The 19,483-nt window shown below is 62.8% G+C and carries 17 protein-coding genes and 1 pseudogene; 10 read left to right on the plus strand and 8 right to left on the minus strand.

Annotation, left to right across the window (positions count from 1 at the left end; translation table 11 throughout):
* Nucleotides 1-258: hypothetical protein (locus CWO89_RS47030; protein ID WP_207234544.1), on the minus strand; the 258-nt coding region annotated here is incomplete at its 3' end.
* Nucleotides 259-409: 151 nt separating this feature from the next.
* On the minus strand, nt 410-748 hold the full coding sequence (locus tag CWO89_RS22775; RefSeq protein ID WP_130580980.1) for a hypothetical protein: 339 nt from the start codon (nt 746-748) through the stop codon (nt 410-412).
* A gap of 92 nt (nt 749-840) precedes the next feature.
* On the opposite strand from CWO89_RS22775, the pseudogene CWO89_RS22780 reads away from it, so the two are divergent.
* Together CWO89_RS22780 and CWO89_RS22785 are read left to right on the plus strand one after the other, a co-directional pair.
* Nucleotides 841-1,608, plus strand: a pseudogene (locus CWO89_RS22780) (AAA family ATPase); the annotation flags it as partial.
* Between the two features lie 30 nt (nt 1,609-1,638).
* Nucleotides 1,639-2,430 carry an AAA family ATPase gene (locus tag CWO89_RS22785; protein ID WP_130580995.1) on the plus strand — a complete coding sequence of 264 codons (792 nt, stop codon included), beginning with the start codon at nt 1,639-1,641 and terminating at the stop codon, nt 2,428-2,430.
* 74 nt (nt 2,431-2,504) lie between these two features.
* Here CWO89_RS22785 and CWO89_RS22790 read toward each other — a convergent pair whose 3' ends face one another.
* Both CWO89_RS22790 and CWO89_RS22795 read right to left on the minus strand, forming a co-directional pair.
* Nucleotides 2,505-3,146, minus strand: a complete 642-nt coding sequence (locus CWO89_RS22790) for an HAD-IA family hydrolase (RefSeq protein WP_130580981.1) — start codon at nt 3,144-3,146, stop codon at nt 2,505-2,507.
* A gap of 116 nt (nt 3,147-3,262) precedes the next feature.
* A complete protein-coding gene (locus CWO89_RS22795; protein ID WP_130580982.1) occupies nt 3,263-3,826 on the minus strand; it encodes a hemerythrin domain-containing protein in 564 nt (187 codons plus the stop codon).
* A 236-nt stretch (nt 3,827-4,062) separates the two neighbouring features.
* Between CWO89_RS22795 and CWO89_RS22800 the strand changes: the two genes are divergently transcribed.
* On the plus strand, nt 4,063-4,701 hold the full coding sequence (locus CWO89_RS22800) for a glutathione S-transferase family protein (protein WP_130580983.1): 639 nt from the start codon (nt 4,063-4,065) through the stop codon (nt 4,699-4,701).
* Nucleotides 4,702-5,251: 550 nt separating this feature from the next.
* On the opposite strand, the gene uvrA is transcribed toward CWO89_RS22800, so the two are convergent.
* Both uvrA and CWO89_RS22810 read right to left on the minus strand, forming a co-directional pair.
* Nucleotides 5,252-8,227 carry an excinuclease ABC subunit UvrA gene (uvrA, locus tag CWO89_RS22805; protein WP_130580984.1) on the minus strand — a complete coding sequence of 992 codons (2,976 nt, stop codon included), beginning with the start codon at nt 8,225-8,227 and terminating at the stop codon, nt 5,252-5,254.
* A gap of 310 nt (nt 8,228-8,537) precedes the next feature.
* Nucleotides 8,538-9,293, minus strand: coding sequence for an outer membrane protein (locus CWO89_RS22810; protein ID WP_130580985.1), 756 nt, complete (start codon nt 9,291-9,293; stop codon nt 8,538-8,540).
* Between the two features lie 450 nt (nt 9,294-9,743).
* Here CWO89_RS22810 and CWO89_RS22815 point away from each other — a divergent pair, with 450 nt between their 5' ends.
* Together CWO89_RS22815 and gyrA are read left to right on the plus strand one after the other, a co-directional pair.
* Nucleotides 9,744-10,235, plus strand: a complete 492-nt coding sequence (locus CWO89_RS22815) for a single-stranded DNA-binding protein (protein ID WP_130580986.1) — start codon at nt 9,744-9,746, stop codon at nt 10,233-10,235.
* A gap of 417 nt (nt 10,236-10,652) precedes the next feature.
* On the plus strand, nt 10,653-13,382 hold the full coding sequence (gyrA, locus tag CWO89_RS22820) for a DNA gyrase subunit A (RefSeq protein ID WP_130580987.1): 2,730 nt from the start codon (nt 10,653-10,655) through the stop codon (nt 13,380-13,382).
* 141 nt (nt 13,383-13,523) lie between these two features.
* Here the strand turns inward: gyrA and CWO89_RS22825 are convergent, their stop codons facing one another.
* Both CWO89_RS22825 and CWO89_RS22830 read right to left on the minus strand, forming a co-directional pair.
* A complete protein-coding gene (locus CWO89_RS22825; RefSeq protein WP_130580988.1) occupies nt 13,524-15,434 on the minus strand; it encodes a potassium transporter Kup in 1,911 nt (636 codons plus the stop codon).
* A gap of 123 nt (nt 15,435-15,557) precedes the next feature.
* Nucleotides 15,558-15,815: a hypothetical protein gene (locus CWO89_RS22830; protein WP_130580989.1), complete on the minus strand. Its 258-nt coding sequence runs from the start codon at nt 15,813-15,815 to the stop codon at nt 15,558-15,560.
* Between the two features lie 216 nt (nt 15,816-16,031).
* On the opposite strand from CWO89_RS22830, the gene coaD reads away from it, so the two are divergent.
* The 5 genes from coaD to queA all read left to right on the plus strand — a co-directional run bounded on the left by coaD (nt 16,032) and on the right by queA (nt 19,254).
* A complete protein-coding gene (gene coaD, locus CWO89_RS22835; RefSeq protein WP_130580990.1) occupies nt 16,032-16,529 on the plus strand; it encodes a pantetheine-phosphate adenylyltransferase in 498 nt (165 codons plus the stop codon).
* 38 nt (nt 16,530-16,567) lie between these two features.
* Nucleotides 16,568-17,131: a peptidylprolyl isomerase gene (locus tag CWO89_RS22840; RefSeq protein ID WP_130580991.1), complete on the plus strand. Its 564-nt coding sequence runs from the start codon at nt 16,568-16,570 to the stop codon at nt 17,129-17,131.
* A 9-nt stretch (nt 17,132-17,140) separates the two neighbouring features.
* Nucleotides 17,141-17,575, plus strand: a complete 435-nt coding sequence (locus tag CWO89_RS22845) for a UCP034077 family protein (protein WP_130580992.1) — start codon at nt 17,141-17,143, stop codon at nt 17,573-17,575.
* Nucleotides 17,551-18,018, plus strand: coding sequence for a peptidylprolyl isomerase (locus CWO89_RS22850; protein ID WP_130580993.1), 468 nt, complete (start codon nt 17,551-17,553; stop codon nt 18,016-18,018). The genes CWO89_RS22845 and CWO89_RS22850 overlap by 25 nt, the downstream gene beginning before the upstream one ends.
* Before the next feature lie 144 nt (nt 18,019-18,162).
* Nucleotides 18,163-19,254, plus strand: coding sequence for a tRNA preQ1(34) S-adenosylmethionine ribosyltransferase-isomerase QueA (gene queA, locus CWO89_RS22855; protein ID WP_130580994.1), 1,092 nt, complete (start codon nt 18,163-18,165; stop codon nt 19,252-19,254).
* The last annotated feature ends 229 nt before the right edge of the window (nt 19,255-19,483 follow it).

Genomic DNA, 19,483 nt, shown 5'->3' on the forward strand with positions numbered 1-19,483 from the left:
ACTTCGCCGTACGCAGCCACGCCATTCGTCTGGCGCTATTCGCGCCTGACACAGCCACGTCCATCGCATCCCGCTTCCAACGTCCGTGACGATCGCGATACGCCCCTCCAAGTGGAGGCGGGACGGCGCGGTTTCTAAGGTGATTTGCGGCCAGAACGAAGCGGAATGTTTTTCGCGGGCCGACTGGACGAGGCAAATCACCTTGATATTGCGGGAGAATCTTTGCTCAGGCGACATCCGATGCGTGAGCGAGGCCACCAGTTCAGTCCTCGTCCTGAGGAGTCTGCGCAGCAGCCGTCTCGAAGGATGGGCCGCGGGCGAGGTCTCGGCCTGCATGGCTCGAGACGCCGCTTCGCGGCTCCTCACCGTGAGGGACTGGCACTGCCCGCGCGGCTAGGACGGAGCGGTATCACCGCCGCTTGCGGACGTGGATGTTGATGTCGAGATCGATGTTGCTGACGCAGGTCTGCTCGGTGCGGTGCGAGCCGCCTTCGTGCCAGCGGCCTTTGCGCAGGCGGGCATCGCGCACATTGGCGAGCCGCAGGCAGCGCCATTGCGGGAGCCTGCCTGAACTCTCGCCGGCGAACTGCCAGGCCAGCACGACCTCTTCGCCTGCCTTGTTGGTGCCGATGATGTGCGGGCAAAGCTCGCGCGGCCGGCCCTCGTAGGTGCAGACGACCTGCTGCTCGCCGAGAATGGCATCACGGAAGAGAGCGTAGGTGGCGCTCGGCGCGGGGCGGACGCTCATAGTCAGGATCGTTCTTGTTGTGTTCCATGAACTATGCCAGATAATCAGTCTGAGATTGAAGCTCTGAACTGCGTCGGTTGTTAGGTGCGCCCATGGCCTCGCGAAGAAGCCGAACGATCAATCTGCCGGCGCCCTATCTGAAGCGGGTCTGGCTCGATCCGTCCCGCATCACGAACCGGGACGCTTATCCGTTCTGCCTGCCATTGCTGCGGGATGACTTCGAGCTGAGCTTCGATCGTGCGATCACCATCATTGTCGGCGAGAACGGCACCGGCAAGTCGACGCTCTTGGAAGGTATAGCGGTGCTGGCCGGCTTCGACGAGGCTGGCGGCAGAAATGGTTACATGCCGGTCGATCACTCGAAGGCGATCGAGAAGATGGGCGGGCAACTGTCGACCGCGCTTCGCGCAAGCTGGTTGCCGAAAATCACCAATGGCTGGTTCTTTCGGGCGGAGAGCTTCTTTTCAGTGGCAAGATATCTGGACAAGGTCAACTCTGAGTTCATTCCTCACGTACCAGCCGGCATCCCTCCGGACTTCCTCTCCCACTCTCACGGCGAAGGCTTTTTGCGTTTCTTCAACGAGCAGTGCCAGCGCCAGGGCATCTTCATCTTCGACGAGCCGGAATCGGCGCTGTCACCTGCGCGCCAGATCGAATTCCTGAAACTGCTGAAGCGCATGGATGATATCGGACATTGCCAGGTGCTGATGGCCACGCACTCGCCGGTGCTGATGGCTTATCCCAACGCGACGCTGTTGCGGCTGTCGAAATACGACCTTGAGCCCACTACCGTCGAGCAGACCGACCACTACAAGGTGATGCGGGAGTTCTACGCGGACCCGGTCAGCTTCGTGACAGCGCGATCGCGGAATAGAGTGGGACAGAGGGGCATGGGCCGAAAGCGAAACCGCACGATCAATCTTCCTGCGCCTTATCTGAAGCGGGTCTGGCTCGATCGTTCCCTCGTTCCGGATTGGGACGCCTATCCATTCTGCCTTCCCATTTTCAGGGACGAGTTCGATCTGAGTTTCGAGTCCGCCATCACCATCATCGCCGGCGAAAACGGAACCGGCAAATCGACCATCCTCGAAGGCATCGCAGCGCTTGCCGGATTCGACAGCGGTGGGGGCGGCAAGGGACACAGGTTGGTCGATCATTCCGACGCCATCGAAGTGACCGGCGAAGACCTTTCGGTTGCCCTGCATGCCGGCTGGTTACCCAAGGTCAACTACGGCTGGTTTTTCAGGGCAGAGACGTTCTTTTCGGTCGCAAGACACCTGGATCGCGCCGCGCAGGAAGCTGAACAACTGCTTGGCGGGCAGGCCAGGCAATCGGCACCCGACTATCTCTCCTATTCCCACGCGGAGGGCTTCCTCTATTTCTTCGAAGAACGCTGCCAGCGCCAGGGCATCTTCATCTTCGACGAGCCGGAGTCCGCGCTGTCCCCCTCGCGCCAGATCGAATTCCTGAAGCTGATGCGCCGGATGGACGAGACCGGCCAATGCCAGATTATCATGGCCACTCATTCGCCGATCCTGATGGCCTATCCAAATGCGACGCTGCTGCGGCTGTCGAAATACGGATTGGAGCCGGTGAACGTGAAGGACACGGATCATTACAGGGTCATGCGCGAGTTTTGCGATGATCCCCATGGGTTCGTCGAGGCGGCGATCGCGGAGTGAGCTGCGTAGGGTGGGTAGAGCGAAGCGAAACCCACCAAGCGCAGGGCGATGGGTTTCGCTGCGCTCTACCCATCCTACGGGATCGTCTCTGATGCCAGCAGATTGCCGGTGATGTCCTCCATCCGCTCGAACATCAGGTCAGGGCCGAGCGCCCGAAGTTTTGCCGGCGCCGCATAGCCCCACGCTACGGCGCCGCAGGCGATGCCGGCGGCGCGGGCGGCCTCGATGTCGCGGGTTTCATCGCCGATCGAGATCGTTTGCGATGGAGCCAGATCGGCGCGTTTGACGACGCGGCGGAATTTTGCGGCCTTGCCAAAAATGGATGCGCCGCAATCGAACCAGGAGAACAGTGCGGCGGCCTCGCCAAGCAGCCGGCGAGCGTTCGTCTCACTGTCCGAACTGACCAACGCCAGTTGCAGACCGCCGTCCTTGAGTGCACGCAGCGTGGTCTCGGCGCCTGGAAACAGCGCGATGTCGGCCAGGTGCTCCGCCTTCAGCCGCCGCATATGCCGGGCGATCGTGGGTATCTTCCACATCGGCACTTCAAGCCGCGCGACGATCTCCCGCGAGCCGGCATGCCGCAGCTCTTCGACGTCATCATCCGCGACGCGGCGAAAACCGAAGTGGTCGGCGACGTCGTTCACATTGCGCGAGAACCAGGGAAAGCTGTCCGCAAGCGTGCCGTCGAGATCGAAGATGACGAGGGAGTAGGGCATAGGGCGGCAGAAGGGATAGCACGCGCCGAGAGAATTGCGAAATTTACATGGAAAAGCACCGCGAAGCTGCGGTCAGCGTTGAGCTCTCGCCGCATGCCCCTCAGAGCGCAACTTGACTAATGCCGCTCGGCTTCGGCCTCTTGCTCGAGCTGCAGGATGTGGGCTCGCAGTGCATCGAACCTGGCTTCGGTGGCGTCGCTGAACAGCGGATCCTTCTGTGGGGAGAGGGCTGAGGCGATTTCGGTCCAATCGTCCGGCTGCAGTGCCTTCTGCGCGGCGGGGAAGAAATCACGATCCTCCATCGTGATGTGACGCCGCTCATTTTGCAGGAAATCGCGAACGATCCTGTCCACGTCCTCACGAAGGAACTCGCGATTGGCAAGCACGCCGTCGACGGCTTTGGCGACGCGGTGCAAACGCGTGGCGCCTTCCCGGTGCTCATGCGTGAGATCGCCGATTTTCTCCGCAGCGGCGGGATCGCGAATTTTCAGCTTGGCGAAGACACGGTCTTCCTGAGCATGGTGGTACATCTCAGTATAGACCTCGAAATAGGCGATGATGGCGCGGATGACCTCGTAGTCCGGTCGGCCCGAGCGATCGAAAATATCCAGCTCGTGCTCGAGGACGGCAAGCAGCCGTTCAATATTGCGGTGCTCTTGGCTTAGCAGCTCGATGATCATTGCGGTGATCCACAGGGGTGAACCATCATAGAAAGGTAGACGCTCAAATCATCGTGGCATTGCGCTAGATCAAGGTCGCGACCGATTTGCCTCTGCCGCGTAAACCGGACCTCGCAAGACGATTAGTGTCGGCAACTCAAGCCCTCTTTCCGCGGTGACGAAAAAAGTTCTCAGCGATGTCGGCGCGCGAGCCGTTCGACCGTCCTTTGTTGTGAACCAGGACATGGAGATGCCGAATGGTCGACCTGATTCTGACCACCTTCGATTGGGTTCCCGAGACGCCGCGGGGTTATGTGCGTGACATACGTGTGCGTTGGGCACTGGAAGAGGCCGCCTTGCCCTATCGCGTCCAGAGCGTGCCATTTCGCCCTCGGAATGCCGAACATTTCGCGCACCAGCCCTTCGGCCAGGTTCCGTGGCTGACCGATGGAGACATCTCGATCTTCGAGAGCGGTGCGATCCTGCTCCATCTCGGCGAGCGTAGCGATGCGCTGATGCCTGCTGATCCGCGCGGTCGCAGCGAGGCTGTGAAATGGGCGTTCGCAGCGCTCAATTCAGTCGAGATGGCGAGCCTGCCCTGGTCCATATTCGCGTTCTCGGGCGACACCGGTGATACGCCGGGATGGAAGCGTTTGGACGAATTCCTCAAGGCCCGGCTCCAACACATGGAGCCGGTGTTGGCAGGACGCGAATGGCTGGCGGGGTCCTTCTCCGTCGCCGACATACTCATGGCGGATGTGCTGCGCCTTGTCGATCGTTTCGACGGGCTGGCGGGATTTTCAGCCTGTCGTGACTATGTCGCGCGCGCCACGGCCCGCCCGTCCTTCGTGAAGGCACACGCAGACCAGATGGCCCATTTTGCTGCGGCAGACTGATCCACCGGAAAACCGCTCACTCCGCCGCTTGACGGTTTACTTCGCCGTCCGACAGCGCGCCTGCTCGCCACGTGGATGTGGTGCGTCGGCAGCGAGAGGGTGAATTACGATTCGCTAATCCGCCCGACAGCGCTGCCGTAAAGGGATGAACTGAAAAACGCGGCAAAGTATGGTTCAGGAGAGCGGCGCCATATGGAGGAGCCGGGGAACATGCGTCGCTATTCTGTCCTGCGCACTGAGACTAGAGTCGCGATCTCATCCATGTCATTTTCATCGCCAGTTATTGACAGCCCAACGTAGGTCTCAGATTCCACGTCGACTATCTTTCCCCGCAGTTCCAATCTTGCGGTGGTCACTTCTTGAGAGCCAACGACCGACCAATCAGCACCGAGCGGTCTTGCACCCAAATTGCGCATCACGTGTGCGAGAATGCTTCGAAGATTATCATCATACTCATTTCCCAGTACGATGGTCCTAGTCATCAATACCGCCCTGGAATCCAATTTTGTCTTCGGCAACGTAAGATGAACTGAGCAAGTGAGCTCCAACCTCACTCCGCCGCCTCGCTCGCGCTGCTCTTCCTCGGCTTGCTGTTCGCCTTCTTCAGCACCGGCGCCAAGAACTGGCCCGTGTAGCTCCGGGGCGCTTTCGCAATATCCTCCGGCGGGCCCCAGGCGACGATTTCGCCGCCGCCGTCGCCGCCTTCGGGGCCGAGGTCGATCACCCAGTCTGCGGTCTTGATGACTTCGAGGTTGTGCTCGATGACGACGACCGTGTTGCCCTGGGCGACCAGCTCGTGCAGCACCTCCAGGAGTTTTGCGACGTCGTGGAAGTGCAGGCCGGTGGTGGGCTCGTCCAGGATGTAGAGCGTGCGGCCGGTGGCGCGCTTTGACAGCTCCTTTGCCAGCTTGACGCGCTGGGCTTCACCGCCGGACAGCGTGGTCGCCTGCTGGCCGACGTGGATGTAGTCGAGGCCGACGCGGTGCAGGGTCTGGAAGGTTTCGCGCACGCGCGGCACCGCCTTGAAGAATTCGGCGGCTTCTTCCACGGTCATGTCGAGCACGTCGGCGATCGACTTGCCCTTGAACAGCACCTCCAGCGTCTCGCGGTTGTAGCGCTTGCCCTTGCAGACGTCGCAGGTGACGTAGACGTCGGGCAGGAAGTGCATCTCGATCTTGATGACGCCGTCGCCCTGGCAGGCCTCGCAACGGCCGCCCTTGACGTTGAACGAGAAGCGGCCGGGCTCGTAGCCGCGCGCCTTGGCCTCGGGCAGGCCGGCGAACCATTCGCGGATCGGCGTGAAGGCGCCGGTGTAGGTCGCGGGGTTGGAGCGCGGGGTGCGGCCGATCGGCGACTGGTCGATGTCGATGATCTTGTCGATATGCTCAAGGCCCTCGATGCGGTCGTGGGGCGCGGCGGCTTCGCTCGCATTGTTGAGCTTGCGGGCGATCGCCTTGTAGAGCGTGTCGATCAGGAGCGTCGACTTGCCGCCGCCGGAGACGCCGGTGATGCAGGTGAACAGCCCCAGCGGAATCTCCGCCGTGACGTTCTTCAGGTTATTGCCGCGCGCGTTGACGACCTTGATGGTGCGGCGATGGTTCGGCGGCCGCCGGTCGGGGATCGGCACCGAAAGCTCGCCGGTGAGATATTTGCCGGTCAGCGATTTCGGATTGCGCATGATGTCTGATGGCGTGCCCTGGGCGACGATATGGCCGCCATGCATGCCGGCGCCGGGGCCGATGTCGAGCACGTAATCGGCCAGCCGGATCGCGTCCTCGTCATGCTCGACCACGACCACGGTGTTGCCGAGGTCGCGCAGCCGCTTCAGCGTATCCAGGAGGCGTGCGTTGTCGCGCTGATGCAGGCCGATCGAGGGCTCGTCCAGCACATAGAGCACGCCTGTGAGACCCGAGCCGATCTGGGAAGCCAGGCGGATGCGCTGGCTTTCACCGCCGGACAATGTCCCGGAGGAGCGGGACAGCGTGAGATAGTTGAGGCCGACGTCGAGCAGGAAGGTCAACCGCTCGCGGATCTCCTTCAGGACGCGGGCGGCGATCTCGTTCTGCTGCGTGTTCAGTGCTTCCGGCACGCTCTCGAACCACTCGCCGGCGCGCTTCACCGAGAGCTCGGAGATCTCGCCGATATGCTTGCCCCCGATCTTGACGCACAGCGCTTCCGGCTTGAGGCGATGGCCGTTGCAGGCGGCGCAGGGGATATCGGTGAAGTACTTCGCCAGCTCTTCGCGCGCCCATTCGCTCTCGGTCTCGCGGTAGCGGCGGTTGATATTGGTGATCACGCCTTCGAACGGCTTCTTGGTGTCATAGGAGCGGACGCCGTCCTCATAGGAGAACTTGATCTCGTCGTCGCCGGAGCCGTGCAGGATCGCGTTTTGCGTCTTTTTCGCCAGGTCCTTCCACTTGGTGTCGAGCGTGAACTTGTAGTGCTTGCCGAGCGCGGTCAGCGTCTGCAGGTAATAGGGCGAGGAGGACTTGGCCCACGGTGCGATCGCGCCCTTGCGCAAGGACAGATCCTTGTCGGGAATGACGAGGTCCTCGTCGACATGCTGCTCGACGCCGAGGCCGCCGCAGGCGGGGCAGGCGCCATAAGGATTGTTGAACGAGAACAGCCGCGGCTCGATCTCGGGGATGGTGAAGCCGGAGACCGGGCAGGCGAACTTTTCCGAGAACAGGATGCGCTCGGGTCCGCTCTTGTCGTGGATCTTTGCGGTCTTCTTCTTTTCCTCCACCGGTGCCGCCGCCGGGGCATCGGCGAATTCGATCACGGCGAGGCCTTCGGCGAGCTTGAGCGCGGTCTCGAAACTCTCCGCGAGCCGCTGGCCGATGTCGGGGCGCACCACGATGCGGTCGACGACGACATCGATGTCGTGCGGAAACTTCTTGTCGAGGGTCGGCGCTTCGGCGAGCTCATGGAAGGTGCCGTCGATCTTGACGCGCTGGAAACCCTTCTTGAGATATTCGGCGAGCTCCTTCCTGTATTCGCCCTTGCGGCCGCGCACGACCGGCGCCAGCAGATAGAGGCGGGTGCCTTCGGGCAGCGCCAGCACGCGGTCGACCATCTGCGAGACGGTCTGGCTCTCGATCGGCAGCCCCGTGGCCGGCGAATAGGGCACGCCGACGCGGGCCCAGAGCAGGCGCATGTAGTCGTAGATCTCGGTGACAGTGCCGACGGTGGAGCGCGGATTCTTCGAGGTGGTCTTCTGCTCGATGGAGATGGCGGGCGAGAGGCCGTCGATCTGGTCGACGTCCGGCTTCTGCATCATCTCCAGGAACTGGCGGGCATAGGCCGAGAGCGATTCGACATAGCGGCGCTGGCCTTCGGCATAGATGGTGTCGAAGGCGAGCGAGGACTTGCCGGAGCCGGACAGGCCGGTGAACACGACCAGCCTGTCGCGCGGAATCTCGACGTCGATGTTCTTGAGGTTGTGCTCCCGCGCGCCGCGGATCGTGATGGCACGCGTTGAGGAGCCGGCGGTCGGTTGGCGCTTCGCCCTGAGCACTTCATCCATATCGGCATTTCCAGGCGCTTGTAAGCGCGCCACGTTATGGGCGCGCGTCGTCGGAAATCCGTACCACGGCGCCGATGGGGTGATGCCGGAACATAGGAAGAACGAGTGATGATTTCCAGTACTCAGGACGAATCATCAACGATTTGTTTTCAGGTCGCATTTCTTGCGTGCAGATTTGGCAGTAGCTGGCAGCAAGAGGATGCTCGCGCAAGCGGAGCTTCGCAGATGAGCGGCTCGGAACTAACGACACGCAAACAAAAAGGCCGGCGCAAGGCCGGCCTTTTCTTAAGATTGATATCCGATCGCGCGATCAGTACCGCCCGATGAGCGGAGCGCCGCCGAAGCCGAACTTGTAGTTCACGCGGACGGTGACGAGGTCGATGTCCTGCTTGATATTCTCGGTGGCGAAGAGGCTGCCGGCCGGGCCGGCGAAGCCATTGTTGATGAAATCGTAGGAGCGATTGCCCAGGAAGATGTGATTGTACTCGGCGCCGACCGACCAGTTCGGCGCGAAGCCGTATTCGATGCCAGCGCCAACCGAGGCTCCCCAGCGGGTGTCGTTGATGTCGTTGGTGATCGGGAAACCGGTGAAGGCGTCACGCACGCGGTAGCGATCGGCGACCACGGCCGCGCCGCCCTTGACATAGAACAGCACATTGTTGGCGGCATAGCCGATCTGGCCGGTGATCAGGCCGAAGGCGTCGACCCTCGTCTCGTTGGTGTCGATGCCCGTCAGCAGGCTGATGTTGCTGCCCTTGAAGTCGGCCCAGTTGCCCTGGCCTTCGACGCCGAACACCCAGGTGCCCATCTGCCAGCGATAGCCGATCTGACCACCAGCAGTGCCGCCGTCGGCGTTATGGGAGCCGTCACTGAAACCAAGGACGTCCCAGCGGTTGCGGCTCGTTCCCCAGCCGCCGTTGCCGCCGATATAGAACCCGGTCCAGTCGTAGACGACTGCGACCGGCGCCGGCGGGGCCTTCACATAGGGACGTGCGGCAAGATCGGCAGCCGAGGCCGGCGCAGCCAGCGCAACCAAGGCAACCGTTCCAAGCAAAAACTTCTTCATCGTAGCTCTCCAGCCTTTGTTCGCTTCAATTGGGTCCCGAAGCGTTACGGTATTAAAGACGCGAGCGCCGCGCCGTCGTTTTAGGCATACCCCGATTCAACCGGAAATACCGTCGCCCAAACGCAACAGTTAGGGGCGAAGTGCGGATAACATAAGTTAATGATTTGTTTGATGTTTTCTGGAACCCGAGGGTCGGTCTCGGGTTCCATTCCCGCCGCACCAAAATTGGGCCACAATGTCACCGTGTTTACGGCAAGTTGTAAGGAACAAAACTGGAACAGTGGCGCGGCTGGTGCTATATGTGGATAAATGCGGAATGGATGGGGAATGGCTGCGCCCGACGGTGTCGGCGAGCGTATAGGGTCCGTCAGCAATGTAAGATGTGGTTAGCGAAGACTGAATGTGGCCGCCGTGCAACCGGCCGGCCCAGTGATCGAGTGGAGAGCGGCGATGGCGGGAAGCGTAAATAAGGTCATTCTGGTGGGCAATCTCGGCAAGGACCCGGAAATCCGGCGGACCCAGGACGGTCGTCCGATCGCCAATCTGAGCGTCGCGACCTCCGAGACCTGGCGCGACCGGGCCACCGGCGAGCGCAAGGAAAAGACCGAGTGGCACCGTGTCGTCATCTTCAATGAAGGCCTCGCCAAGGTCGCCGAGCAATATCTGAAGAAGGGCGCCAAGGTGTATGTCGAGGGCCAGCTCCAGACCCGGAAATGGACCGATCAGAGCGGGGTCGAGAAATATTCGACCGAAGTGGTGCTGCAGGGCTTCAACTCCAACCTCACGATGCTGGACGGCAAGGGCGGTGGCGGCAGCTTCTCCGACGACATGGGCGGCGGTGGCGGCGATTTCGGCGTCAGCGGCCCCTCGAGTTCCGCGCCACGCCGCGCCGTGCCGGCCGGCGCCCGCAACAACGACATGGACGACGATATCCCGTTCTGATCGCGTGGTACGTTGCCGGAAAGATCGCGTGAGGATGAAAAATCTCCCTCGCGCGATACGGCTTGCGTCGAACTTATCCTCTTCAATGATTGCAGGATATAAGCCTCAAGCAATTGATGTTGCTCGATGTGTCGTGGCCGGGTTCCTCGTGGTTCCGGTTGATGTGAACTGTGAGGAAATCGATCTAACCGACAGGGCGGAGTGATGCAGGCGCCGCCGACGGCCCGCCGGCAGTCTCCTTACCTGGGACGGCGCCCTTGCCGCACCCCGCCAGGGCGTTCCCGCGGCGCGCCCGTCAAGCCCGTAAGTCTATGAAAAAACGAAGGGAAAAACCGGTCGCCTGGACCGTTCCGGGGTGGTGATCGAGCCCCTGATACGCTATATGATTCTACAGTAGAACCGACCCGGATTCCCCCTTTGTCAGAACCTGAAGACGACAAGCCCGGCGAGCCGTCGGGGCCCTCCGACATTCGTCCCGTTTCCATCCTCGACGAGATGAAGAAGTCCTACCTCGACTACGCCATGAGCGTGATCGTGGCGCGGGCGCTCCCCGATGCGCGCGACGGGCTGAAGCCGGTCCACCGCCGCATCCTGTATTCGATGTACGACCAGGGGCACACGCCGGACAAGAAGTACGTCAAGTCCGCGCGCGTGGTCGGCGACGTCATCGGTAAGTATCACCCGCACGGGGACCAATCGATTTACGACGCCATGGTGCGCATGGCGCAGGACTTTTCGATGCGCGTGCCGCTGATCGACGGCCAGGGCAATTTCGGCTCGGTCGACGGTGATCCGCCGGCAGCCTACCGATACACCGAAGCGCGCCTGACGCGGGCGGCAGAGGCTGTGCTGGCGGACATCGAGAAGGACACGGTCGACTTCCAGGCCAACTACGACAACAGCGAGCAAGAGCCGTCGGTCTTGCCGACGCGGTTTCCGAACCTGCTGGTCAATGGCGCGGGCGGCATCGCCGTCGGCATGGCCACCAACATCCCGCCGCACAATCTCGGCGAGGTCGTCGACGCCTGTGTGGCGCTGATCGATAATCCGGCGCTCACCATCGACGAACTCATCAACATCATTCCGGGGCCGGATTTCCCCACCGGCGGCATCATCCTCGGTCGAGCGGGTATCCGAGCATCCTATCATCTCGGCCGCGGTTCGATCGTGATGCGCGGCAAGGTCGCGATCGATACCCTGCGAAAGGATCGCGAGGCGATCATCATCACGGAGATCCCGTTCCAGGTTAACAAGGCGAACATGGTCGAGCGGATCGGCGAGCTGATCCGCGAGAAGAAGATCGAGGGGATTTCCGACCTGCGCGACGAATCCGATCGCGAAGGTTTCCGCGTCGTGATCGAACTGAAGCGCGAGGCGATGCCGGATGTGGTGCTGAATCAGCTCTACCGCTTCACGCCGCTGCAGACCAACTTCCCGGCCAACATCCTGGCACTCGATTCCGGCCGTCCGCAGCAGATGAACCTGAAGGATCTGCTCACGATCTTTGTCGCCTTCCGCGAACAGGTGGTGACCCGGCGCACCAAATACCTGCTCGGCAAGGCACGCGACCGCGCCCACCTCCAGGTGGGCCTGGCCATCGCGGTTGCCAATATCGACGAGGTCATCCGCGTCATTCGCTCTTCGCCGAATCCGGCGGCCGCGCGCGAAACCCTGATGTCGCGCGATTGGCCGGCGCGGGACGTCGAAGACATGATCACGCTGATCGACGATCCGCGCCACCGCATCAATCCGGATGGCACCATCCGCCTTTCGCTGGAGCAGGCGAGGGAAATCCTCGACCTCCGGCTGCAGCGCCTGACCGCGCTCGGCCGCGACGAGATCGGCGAGGAGCTCACCAAGCTTGCGGCCGAGATATCCGACTATCTCGACATCCTGCGCTCGCGCGCCCGGGTGCAGGCGATCGTCAAGACCGAGCTTGCGGAGGTGAAGGCCCAGTTCGCCACGCCGCGCAGGACTGTTATCGCCGAGCAGGAAGGCGAGGTCGAGGACGAGGATCTGATCCAGCGCGAAGACATGGTGGTGACGGTGTCGCACGCCGGCTATGTCAAGCGCGTGCCGCTGTCGACCTATCGCTCCCAGCGCCGCGGCGGCAAGGGCCGGGCCGGCATGCAGACCCGCGACGAGGATTTCGTCAGCCGCGTGTTCGTGGCCTCCACCCACACGCCGGTCCTGTTCTTCTCCTCACGTGGCCAGGTCTACAAGGAGAAGGTCTGGCGATTGCCGATGGCCGCGCCGAATGCGCGCGGCAAGGCGCTGATCAACATCCTGCCGTTGGAGCAGGGCGAGCGCATCACCACCATCATGCCGCTGCCGGAGGACGAATCCTCCTGGAGCAATCTCGACGTGATGTTCGCCACCACCGGCGGCAATGTCCGTCGCAACAAGCTGTCCGACTTCGTCGACGTCCGCCGTTCCGGCATCATCGCCATGAAGCTGGAGGAGGGCGAGGCGATCGTCGACGTGCAGATCTGCACCGAGCGTGACGACGTGTTGCTGACCGCCGCCGGCGGCCAGTGCATCCGTTTCGCCGTCACCGACGTGCGCGTCTTCACCGGCCGCACCTCGATGGGCGTGCGCGGCATTTCGCTCGCCGAAGGCGACAAGCTGATCTCGCTCGCGATCCTGCGCCATGTCGAGACGACCTCGGACGAGCGCTCGGCTTACTTGAAGATGCGCCGCGCGGTCGCGGGCGAAGCTGTCGCCGAGGAGCCGTCGGAGACCGAGGCCGAGGAGGCCACGGGCGCGATCCAGCTCTCACAGGAGCGCTATGTCGACATGTCGGCGCAGGAGCAGGTGGTGCTGACGGTGTCCGAGAATGGCTACGGCAAGCGGACCTCGTCCTACGAGTACCGCACCACTGGCCGCGGCGGCAAAGGCATCGTCGCCATGAGCGTCAACAGCCGCAACGGCAAGCTGATAGCCTCGTTCCCGGTCGAGGAGGCCGACCAGATCATGCTGGTCACCGACAAGGGCCAGCTCATCCGCTGCCCCGTCGGCGACATCCGCATCGCCGGCCGCTCGACTCAGGGCGTCATCGTGTTCGACACCGCCGACGACGAGCATGTCGTCTCGGTCGAGCATATCGGCGACGACAGCGAGAATGGCGAGAACGGCAACGGCGGCTAGAGCATGATCCGGAAAAGTGGATACCGGTTTTCCGAAAAAGATCATGCTCAAACAAAGAGCTAAAGCGGGATGACGATTCGAAGATAAGTCATCGCGCTTTAGTGCCGCCGACTGCCCCCGATCATCGAGATCACCGGCCGGTCAGATCTCGATTTCTGTCCCGAATTCCACCACCTGTCCGGTCGGCACGCCGAAGAACGCCGCAGTGCGTTCGGCGTTGCGTTGCAGGAATGCGAAGATTGATTCCCGCCAGACCCACATGCCCGGAACGTCCTCGCGCGGGATGATGGTCTCGCGGCCGATATAGTAGGTGACGTCGGAGAGATCGATACCGGGCAGCTTGCCCTGCCGGCAGGCGAGTTGCAGGCCCTCATAGATGGTCGGGTATTGCATGAAGCCGTAGTGCAGGATGACGCGCGTGATGCCCGGGATGATGTCGATGATCTCGGCGCGGTCGCCCTCGGAAATGCGCGGGGATTCCTCGATCTGCACGGTGACCAAAAGCACGCGTTCGTGCAGGACGTGGTTGTGCTTGACGAATTGCGTCAGCGCGAGCGGCACGCCGGTCGGCGCGGCGGCGAGGAACACGGCAGTGCCCGGAAGGCGGGCACGGCACTTATTGATGGCGGTCTCGATCAAATCTTCCTCTGGTTGCCGCAGTTTTGCGCGGGCACGCTCGACCAGCTTCACGCCAGCGCGCCAGGTGAGCATCAGGAACGCGATCGAGCCTGCCAGCAGCAGCGGAAACCAGCCGCCTTCGTGCAGCTTGGTCGAGTTGGCCGCGAAGAAGATGAGGTCGATAACAAGGAAGAAACCGTTGACGGCGAGCACGATCAGCGGCGAGTAGCCCCACTGGATCGCAACCAGCGCCGCCAGCAGCGTGGTGATCGCCATCAACAAGGACACCGCGATGCCATAGGCGCCGGCGAGGGCATCCGAAGTGCCAAAGCCCAGTACCGCGCCAAGCGTCGCGGCGGCGAGCAGCCAGTTCACCAGCGGCACATAGATCTGCCCGATCGCGTCGCTGGTGGTGTGGAGGATGTGCATCCGCGGCAGGAAGCCGAGCTGGATCGATTGCTGGGTCAGCGAGAACACGCCCGAGATGATCGCCTGGGAGGCGATCACGGTGGCGATCGTGGAGAAAGCGACCAGCGGGTAGTGCAGCCAGTCTGGCGAGAGCTGGAAGAATGGATGGTCCAGCGCGCTCGGATCGGTGATCAACAGCGCGGCCTGCCCGAAATAGTTGAGCACCAGCGCGGGCAGACAGACGGCGAACCAGGCGAGCCGGATCGGAAACCGCCCAAAGTGCCCCATGTCGGCATACATCGCCTCACCGCCGGTGACCGCGAGAAAAGCTGCGCCGAGGATGGCGAAGCTGATGTGGAAATTCTGGTGGATCAGGAAATTGAAAGCATAGAACGGGCTGAGCGCCGCGAGCACTCCAGGCGCCTGAACGATGCCGTGGATGCCGAGCGCGGCGAGAACAAGGAACCAGCCGAGCATCACCGGTCCAAAGATCCGGCCGATGAAGCCGGTGCCCTGCTTCTGCATCGCAAACAGGCCGACCAGAATCACGATGGTGATCGGCACGACCGCCGGCGCCAGCGATGGCGCGTCCACCTTCAATCCTTCGATCGCGCTCAAGACCGAGATCGCCGGGGTGATTGCGCCGTCGCCATAGAGCAGGGCGGCGCCGATGAGGCCGACGACCAGAAGCTGCGCGCGCCAGGTGCCCGGCGGCGCATTGCGCGCGTGGAGCAGCGCCAATATCGCCACGATCCCGCCTTCGCCGCGGTTGTCTGCACGCAGGATCAGGAGCGCGTATTTGATCGAAATGATCAGGATCAGCGCCCACAGGATCAGCGATACCACGCCCAGGACGGCGTCCGGCGTGATCGTGCCGCCATGGGCGGCCGCCCTGGCTGCCTCCTTGAGCGCGTAAAGGGGACTGGTCCCGATATCGCCATAGACGACGCCAAGTGCGCCGATGGTTGTTGCAAGAGGAAGCGGGCTCGGCGGATGGCCTGAGGCAATGGCGGGCGTGCTTGACATCGGCGAGACCCCCGATTGCATCGCACCCACCGGATCGTCCGAAGGGCGCGACCAAGACGGCAGTCTGCGACGAGACGTCGCAAATTACCACTGTGTTGCTGCGGGGGCGGGGGAAAGCGGAGGTTACGGGGTACGATCGGCGGTGACGAGGCGGGCTTCGCGAACACCGTTCTGGGTGCCGGCGTTGCGGAGGCAGGAAGCGTCGAAGTTCGGCCAGGTTTGCTGCGAGCAGTCCTTGGCGGCGGGGCGGATATCCAGCCGGTCGGCCTTGGCGAGAGGGCGGGGCACGCTGGCTTCGACCTGGGGCGCAAAGCCGGGAAGAACGGTGAGCGCGGCGGCAATGAAGGCGGCAACGGCGACGGCGGAAAGTGCCTTGATCATGACGGTTCCCTGTCAGTGGGCCTTGGCGGCCCGTCGTTTCGTTGGCGGGGGTGATAGAGGTCGCCCGTTTCCTGCCGTCTTCACCGGGGGCGAAAATGATTTCGTTGCCCCGGGATTTTGTTTCGTCGGCGCCAGATAGATGAAACATTGGGGTTCAGGGCCGCCTGGGAACCCGGCTGGCTTGCCGGCCAGCCCTAGGCAGGTTAGAGGGGGGATATGCCTCGCACCGCGCTTTATCCCGGCTCGTTTGACCCGGTTACCAACGGCCATCTCGACGTGGTCAAGCACGCCGTCGTCCTCTGCGACCGCCTGATCGTCGCCATCGGCGTCCATCCGGGGAAGAAGCCCCTGTTTTCGGTCGAGGAGCGCCTGGTGATGCTGCAGGAGGTATTCGGCCCCGTCGCCGCCAAAGCCGGCTGTGGCTTCGAATGCATCACGTTCGATGACCTTGTCGTCACCGCGGCGCAACGCGCCGGTGCTACGATTCTGATCCGGGGCCTGCGGGACGGCACCGACCTTGACTACGAGATGCAGATGGCCGGCATGAACGAAGCCATGGCGCCCGAGGTGCACACCGTGTTCCTGCCGGCCTCGCCGACGGTCCGGCCGATCACGGCCACCCTGGTGCGCCAGATCGCCGGCATGGGTGGCGATGTCTCCAACTTCGTGCCCAAGGCCGTTGCCGTCCGACTCAAGGCCAAATTCGCCAGCTAGCTCTCGCGCTCTTCTCAGATATCCGTTCCGGAGTTTTTATGATCCGAATCCTCGCCGTTCTCGCCGCGCTCCTCTGTGTGGCTCCCGCGGTCGCGCAGCCCTTGCCGGCCAATCTGGACAAGGCCAATGCAATCGTGATCGACACCAGCAAGGGCCGCATCCTCATCAAGCTTAGGACCGACATCGCACCGCAGCATGCCGAGCGCATCAAGCAGCTCGCGCGCGAGGGCTATTACAACAACGTGCCGTTTCACCGCGTGATCGACGGCTTCATGGCGCAGACCGGCGACGGCCAGAACTTCAACGGCACCGGCGGCTCGAAATACCCGAACCTGAAGCAGGAATTCTCGAACGTCCCCTTCAAGCGTGGTATCGTAGGCATGGCGCGGCGCGGCGACAGCGTCGACAGCGCCAACTCGCAGTTCTTCATCATGTTCGCGGACGGCCCGAGCCTGAACAACCAATACACCGTGATCGGCGAAGTGGTGTCCGGCATGGACGTGGTCGACAAGTTGAAGAAGGCCCCCGCAGGCTCCCCGAGCGGTGCGGTGACCGATCCCGACAAGATGGTGAAGGTGCAAGTCGCATCCGACATCAAGTGAGTTCAGGCGATGCTGCGCGGCAAACCATTTCTCTGGTTTGCAGCGCCGCTGATGCTGCTTGCCTGCACGGCGCGGGCGCAGCCGGCGCCCGAAAAGCTTGATACGCTCAAGGATCTTTTCATAAAGCTGCACAGTTGCTTCAAGCCGCCGCCGCTGTCGCAGGCCAACCCGATCGACATCACCGTGATCGTCAGCTTCAACCGCCAGGGCGCAATCCTCGGCCGTCCCAGGATCACCTATGAGACGGCAGAGGCCAGCGAGAATGACCGGTTGCAATACCGCATCGCCGTGATGCAGGCCTTGGAACGCTGCACGCCGTTGCCATTTACCGATGCACTGGGCGGAGCGGTTGCCGGCCGGCCGATGGCGATCCCTTTCCGAACCCGCAAACGTCAACCCGAAGCTAAAGAGAGGCGAGCATGGCTGTCACCGAAAATACTTTGATCCTCGAGACCACCCAGGGTCCCGTCACCATCGAGATGCGGCCGGACGTCGCGCCGAACCACGTCGTCCGCATCAAGGAACTGGTGCGCGAGGGCTTCTACGACGGCATCGTGTTCCACCGCGTGATCGAGGGCTTCATGGCCCAGACCGGCTGCCCGCAAGGCACCGGCACCGGCGGTTCCGGAAAGAAGCTGAAGGCCGAGTTCAACAAGGAGCCGCATGTCCGTGGCACCGCCTCGATGGCACGCGCCGCGAACCCGGATTCCGGCGACAGCCAGTTCTTCATCTGCTTCGACGACGCCTCCTTCCTCAACGGCCAGTACACGGTCTGGGGCAAGGTCACCGAGGGCATGGAGAACGTCGACAAGATCAAGCGCGGCGAGCCGGTGCAGAACCCGGACAAGATCGTCAAGGCAAGGATGGCCGCTGACGCGGCGGCCTGACACCCAATCGTCATACCCGGGCTTGACCCGGGTATCCATCGCTCTTGAGAAGAGTCTTTCCTAAGAGATGGATTGCCGGGTCATAGGCGAGCGGAAGCGACGCCGTCCCTTCGGACGGCTATGCCCGGCAATGACGGCCTGAAGATGCGCACCGACCTCTTCGACTTCGACCTCCCGCCTGAACGGATCGCGCTGCGACCCGCCAGTCCGCGCGACGCCGCGCGGATGCTGGTGGTGCAGGGGGACGGCGTGCTGCGCGACCGCACCGTGGCCGAACTGCCGCAATGGCTCGAGCCGGGCGACCAGCTCGTGGTCAACGACACCAAGGTGATCGCGGCGCAATTGAAGGGCCGGCGCATCGGCCGCGAGACCGAGCCGAAGATCGAGGCGACCCTCATCAAGCGGCTCGATGGTTCGCGCTGGCAGGCGCTGGTGAAGCCGGCGAAGAAATTGGCGGAAGGCGACACAATCCGCTTCGGCAATGAGGGCAAGGTCTGCCTGCTCGGGCATCTCGATGCCCAGGTCGAAGCCAAGGGGCAGGAAGGCGAGGTGACGCTGTCATTCTCCTTCCACGGGCCCGCGCTCGACCAGGCCATTGCCGATCTCGGTGCCCCGCCGCTGCCGCCTTACATCGCCTCGAAGCGCACGCCAGACGATCAGGATGCCGCCGACTACCAGACCATGTTCGCGGCCAATGAGGGCGCGGTCGCAGCCCCGACCGCGGGCCTGCATTTCACGCCGGCGCTCGAAGCTGCGCTGCGTGGCCACGGCGTCGATATTGTCAGACTGACTCTGCATGTCGGGGCAGGGACATTCCTGCCGGTGAAGGTGGACGACACTTCCGAGCACAGGATGCATTCCGAGTGGGGCAGCGTTTCCGCAGAGACCGCTGCCGCGCTGAACGCGGCGCGCGCCAAAGGCGGGCGCATCGTCGCGGTGGGCACCACCTCGCTGCGGCTGCTCGAAAGCGCTGCGAGGGAGGATGGCACCATCCAGCCATTCACCGGCGACACCGCGATCTTCATCACGCCCGGCTACCGCTTTCGCGCGGTCGATATCCTGCTGACCAATTTCCATCTGCCGCGCTCGACCCTGTTCATGCTGGTGTCGGCCTTCTCCGGCCTCGAGACGATGAAGCAGGCCTATGCGCATGCGATCGCGGCGGGTTATCGCTTCTATTCGTATGGGGACGCGTCCCTGCTGTTTCGCGCGCACGAGGGACGCGAGTTTCTGTAGATCGTGTAGGGTGGGCAAAGCGAAGCGTGCCCACCATCAGCACTCCGCAAGAAATGGTGGGCCCGCTTCGCTTTGCCCACCCTACGAGGCTGGATTGCGCAGGAGCTTTACGCGTTCGCGCTGCCAGTTGATGTGCCCTCGCCCCTTGTGGGAGAGGGCTGCTCCGCTTCTGCTACTGGACTCATTCGGGTGAGGGGTTCTCTCCACGAGGACGGTCGCCCGTGGAGAC

It is taken from the genome of Bradyrhizobium sp. Leo170 (genome assembly GCF_004296405.1).
GTDB lineage: Bacteria > Pseudomonadota > Alphaproteobacteria > Rhizobiales > Xanthobacteraceae > Bradyrhizobium.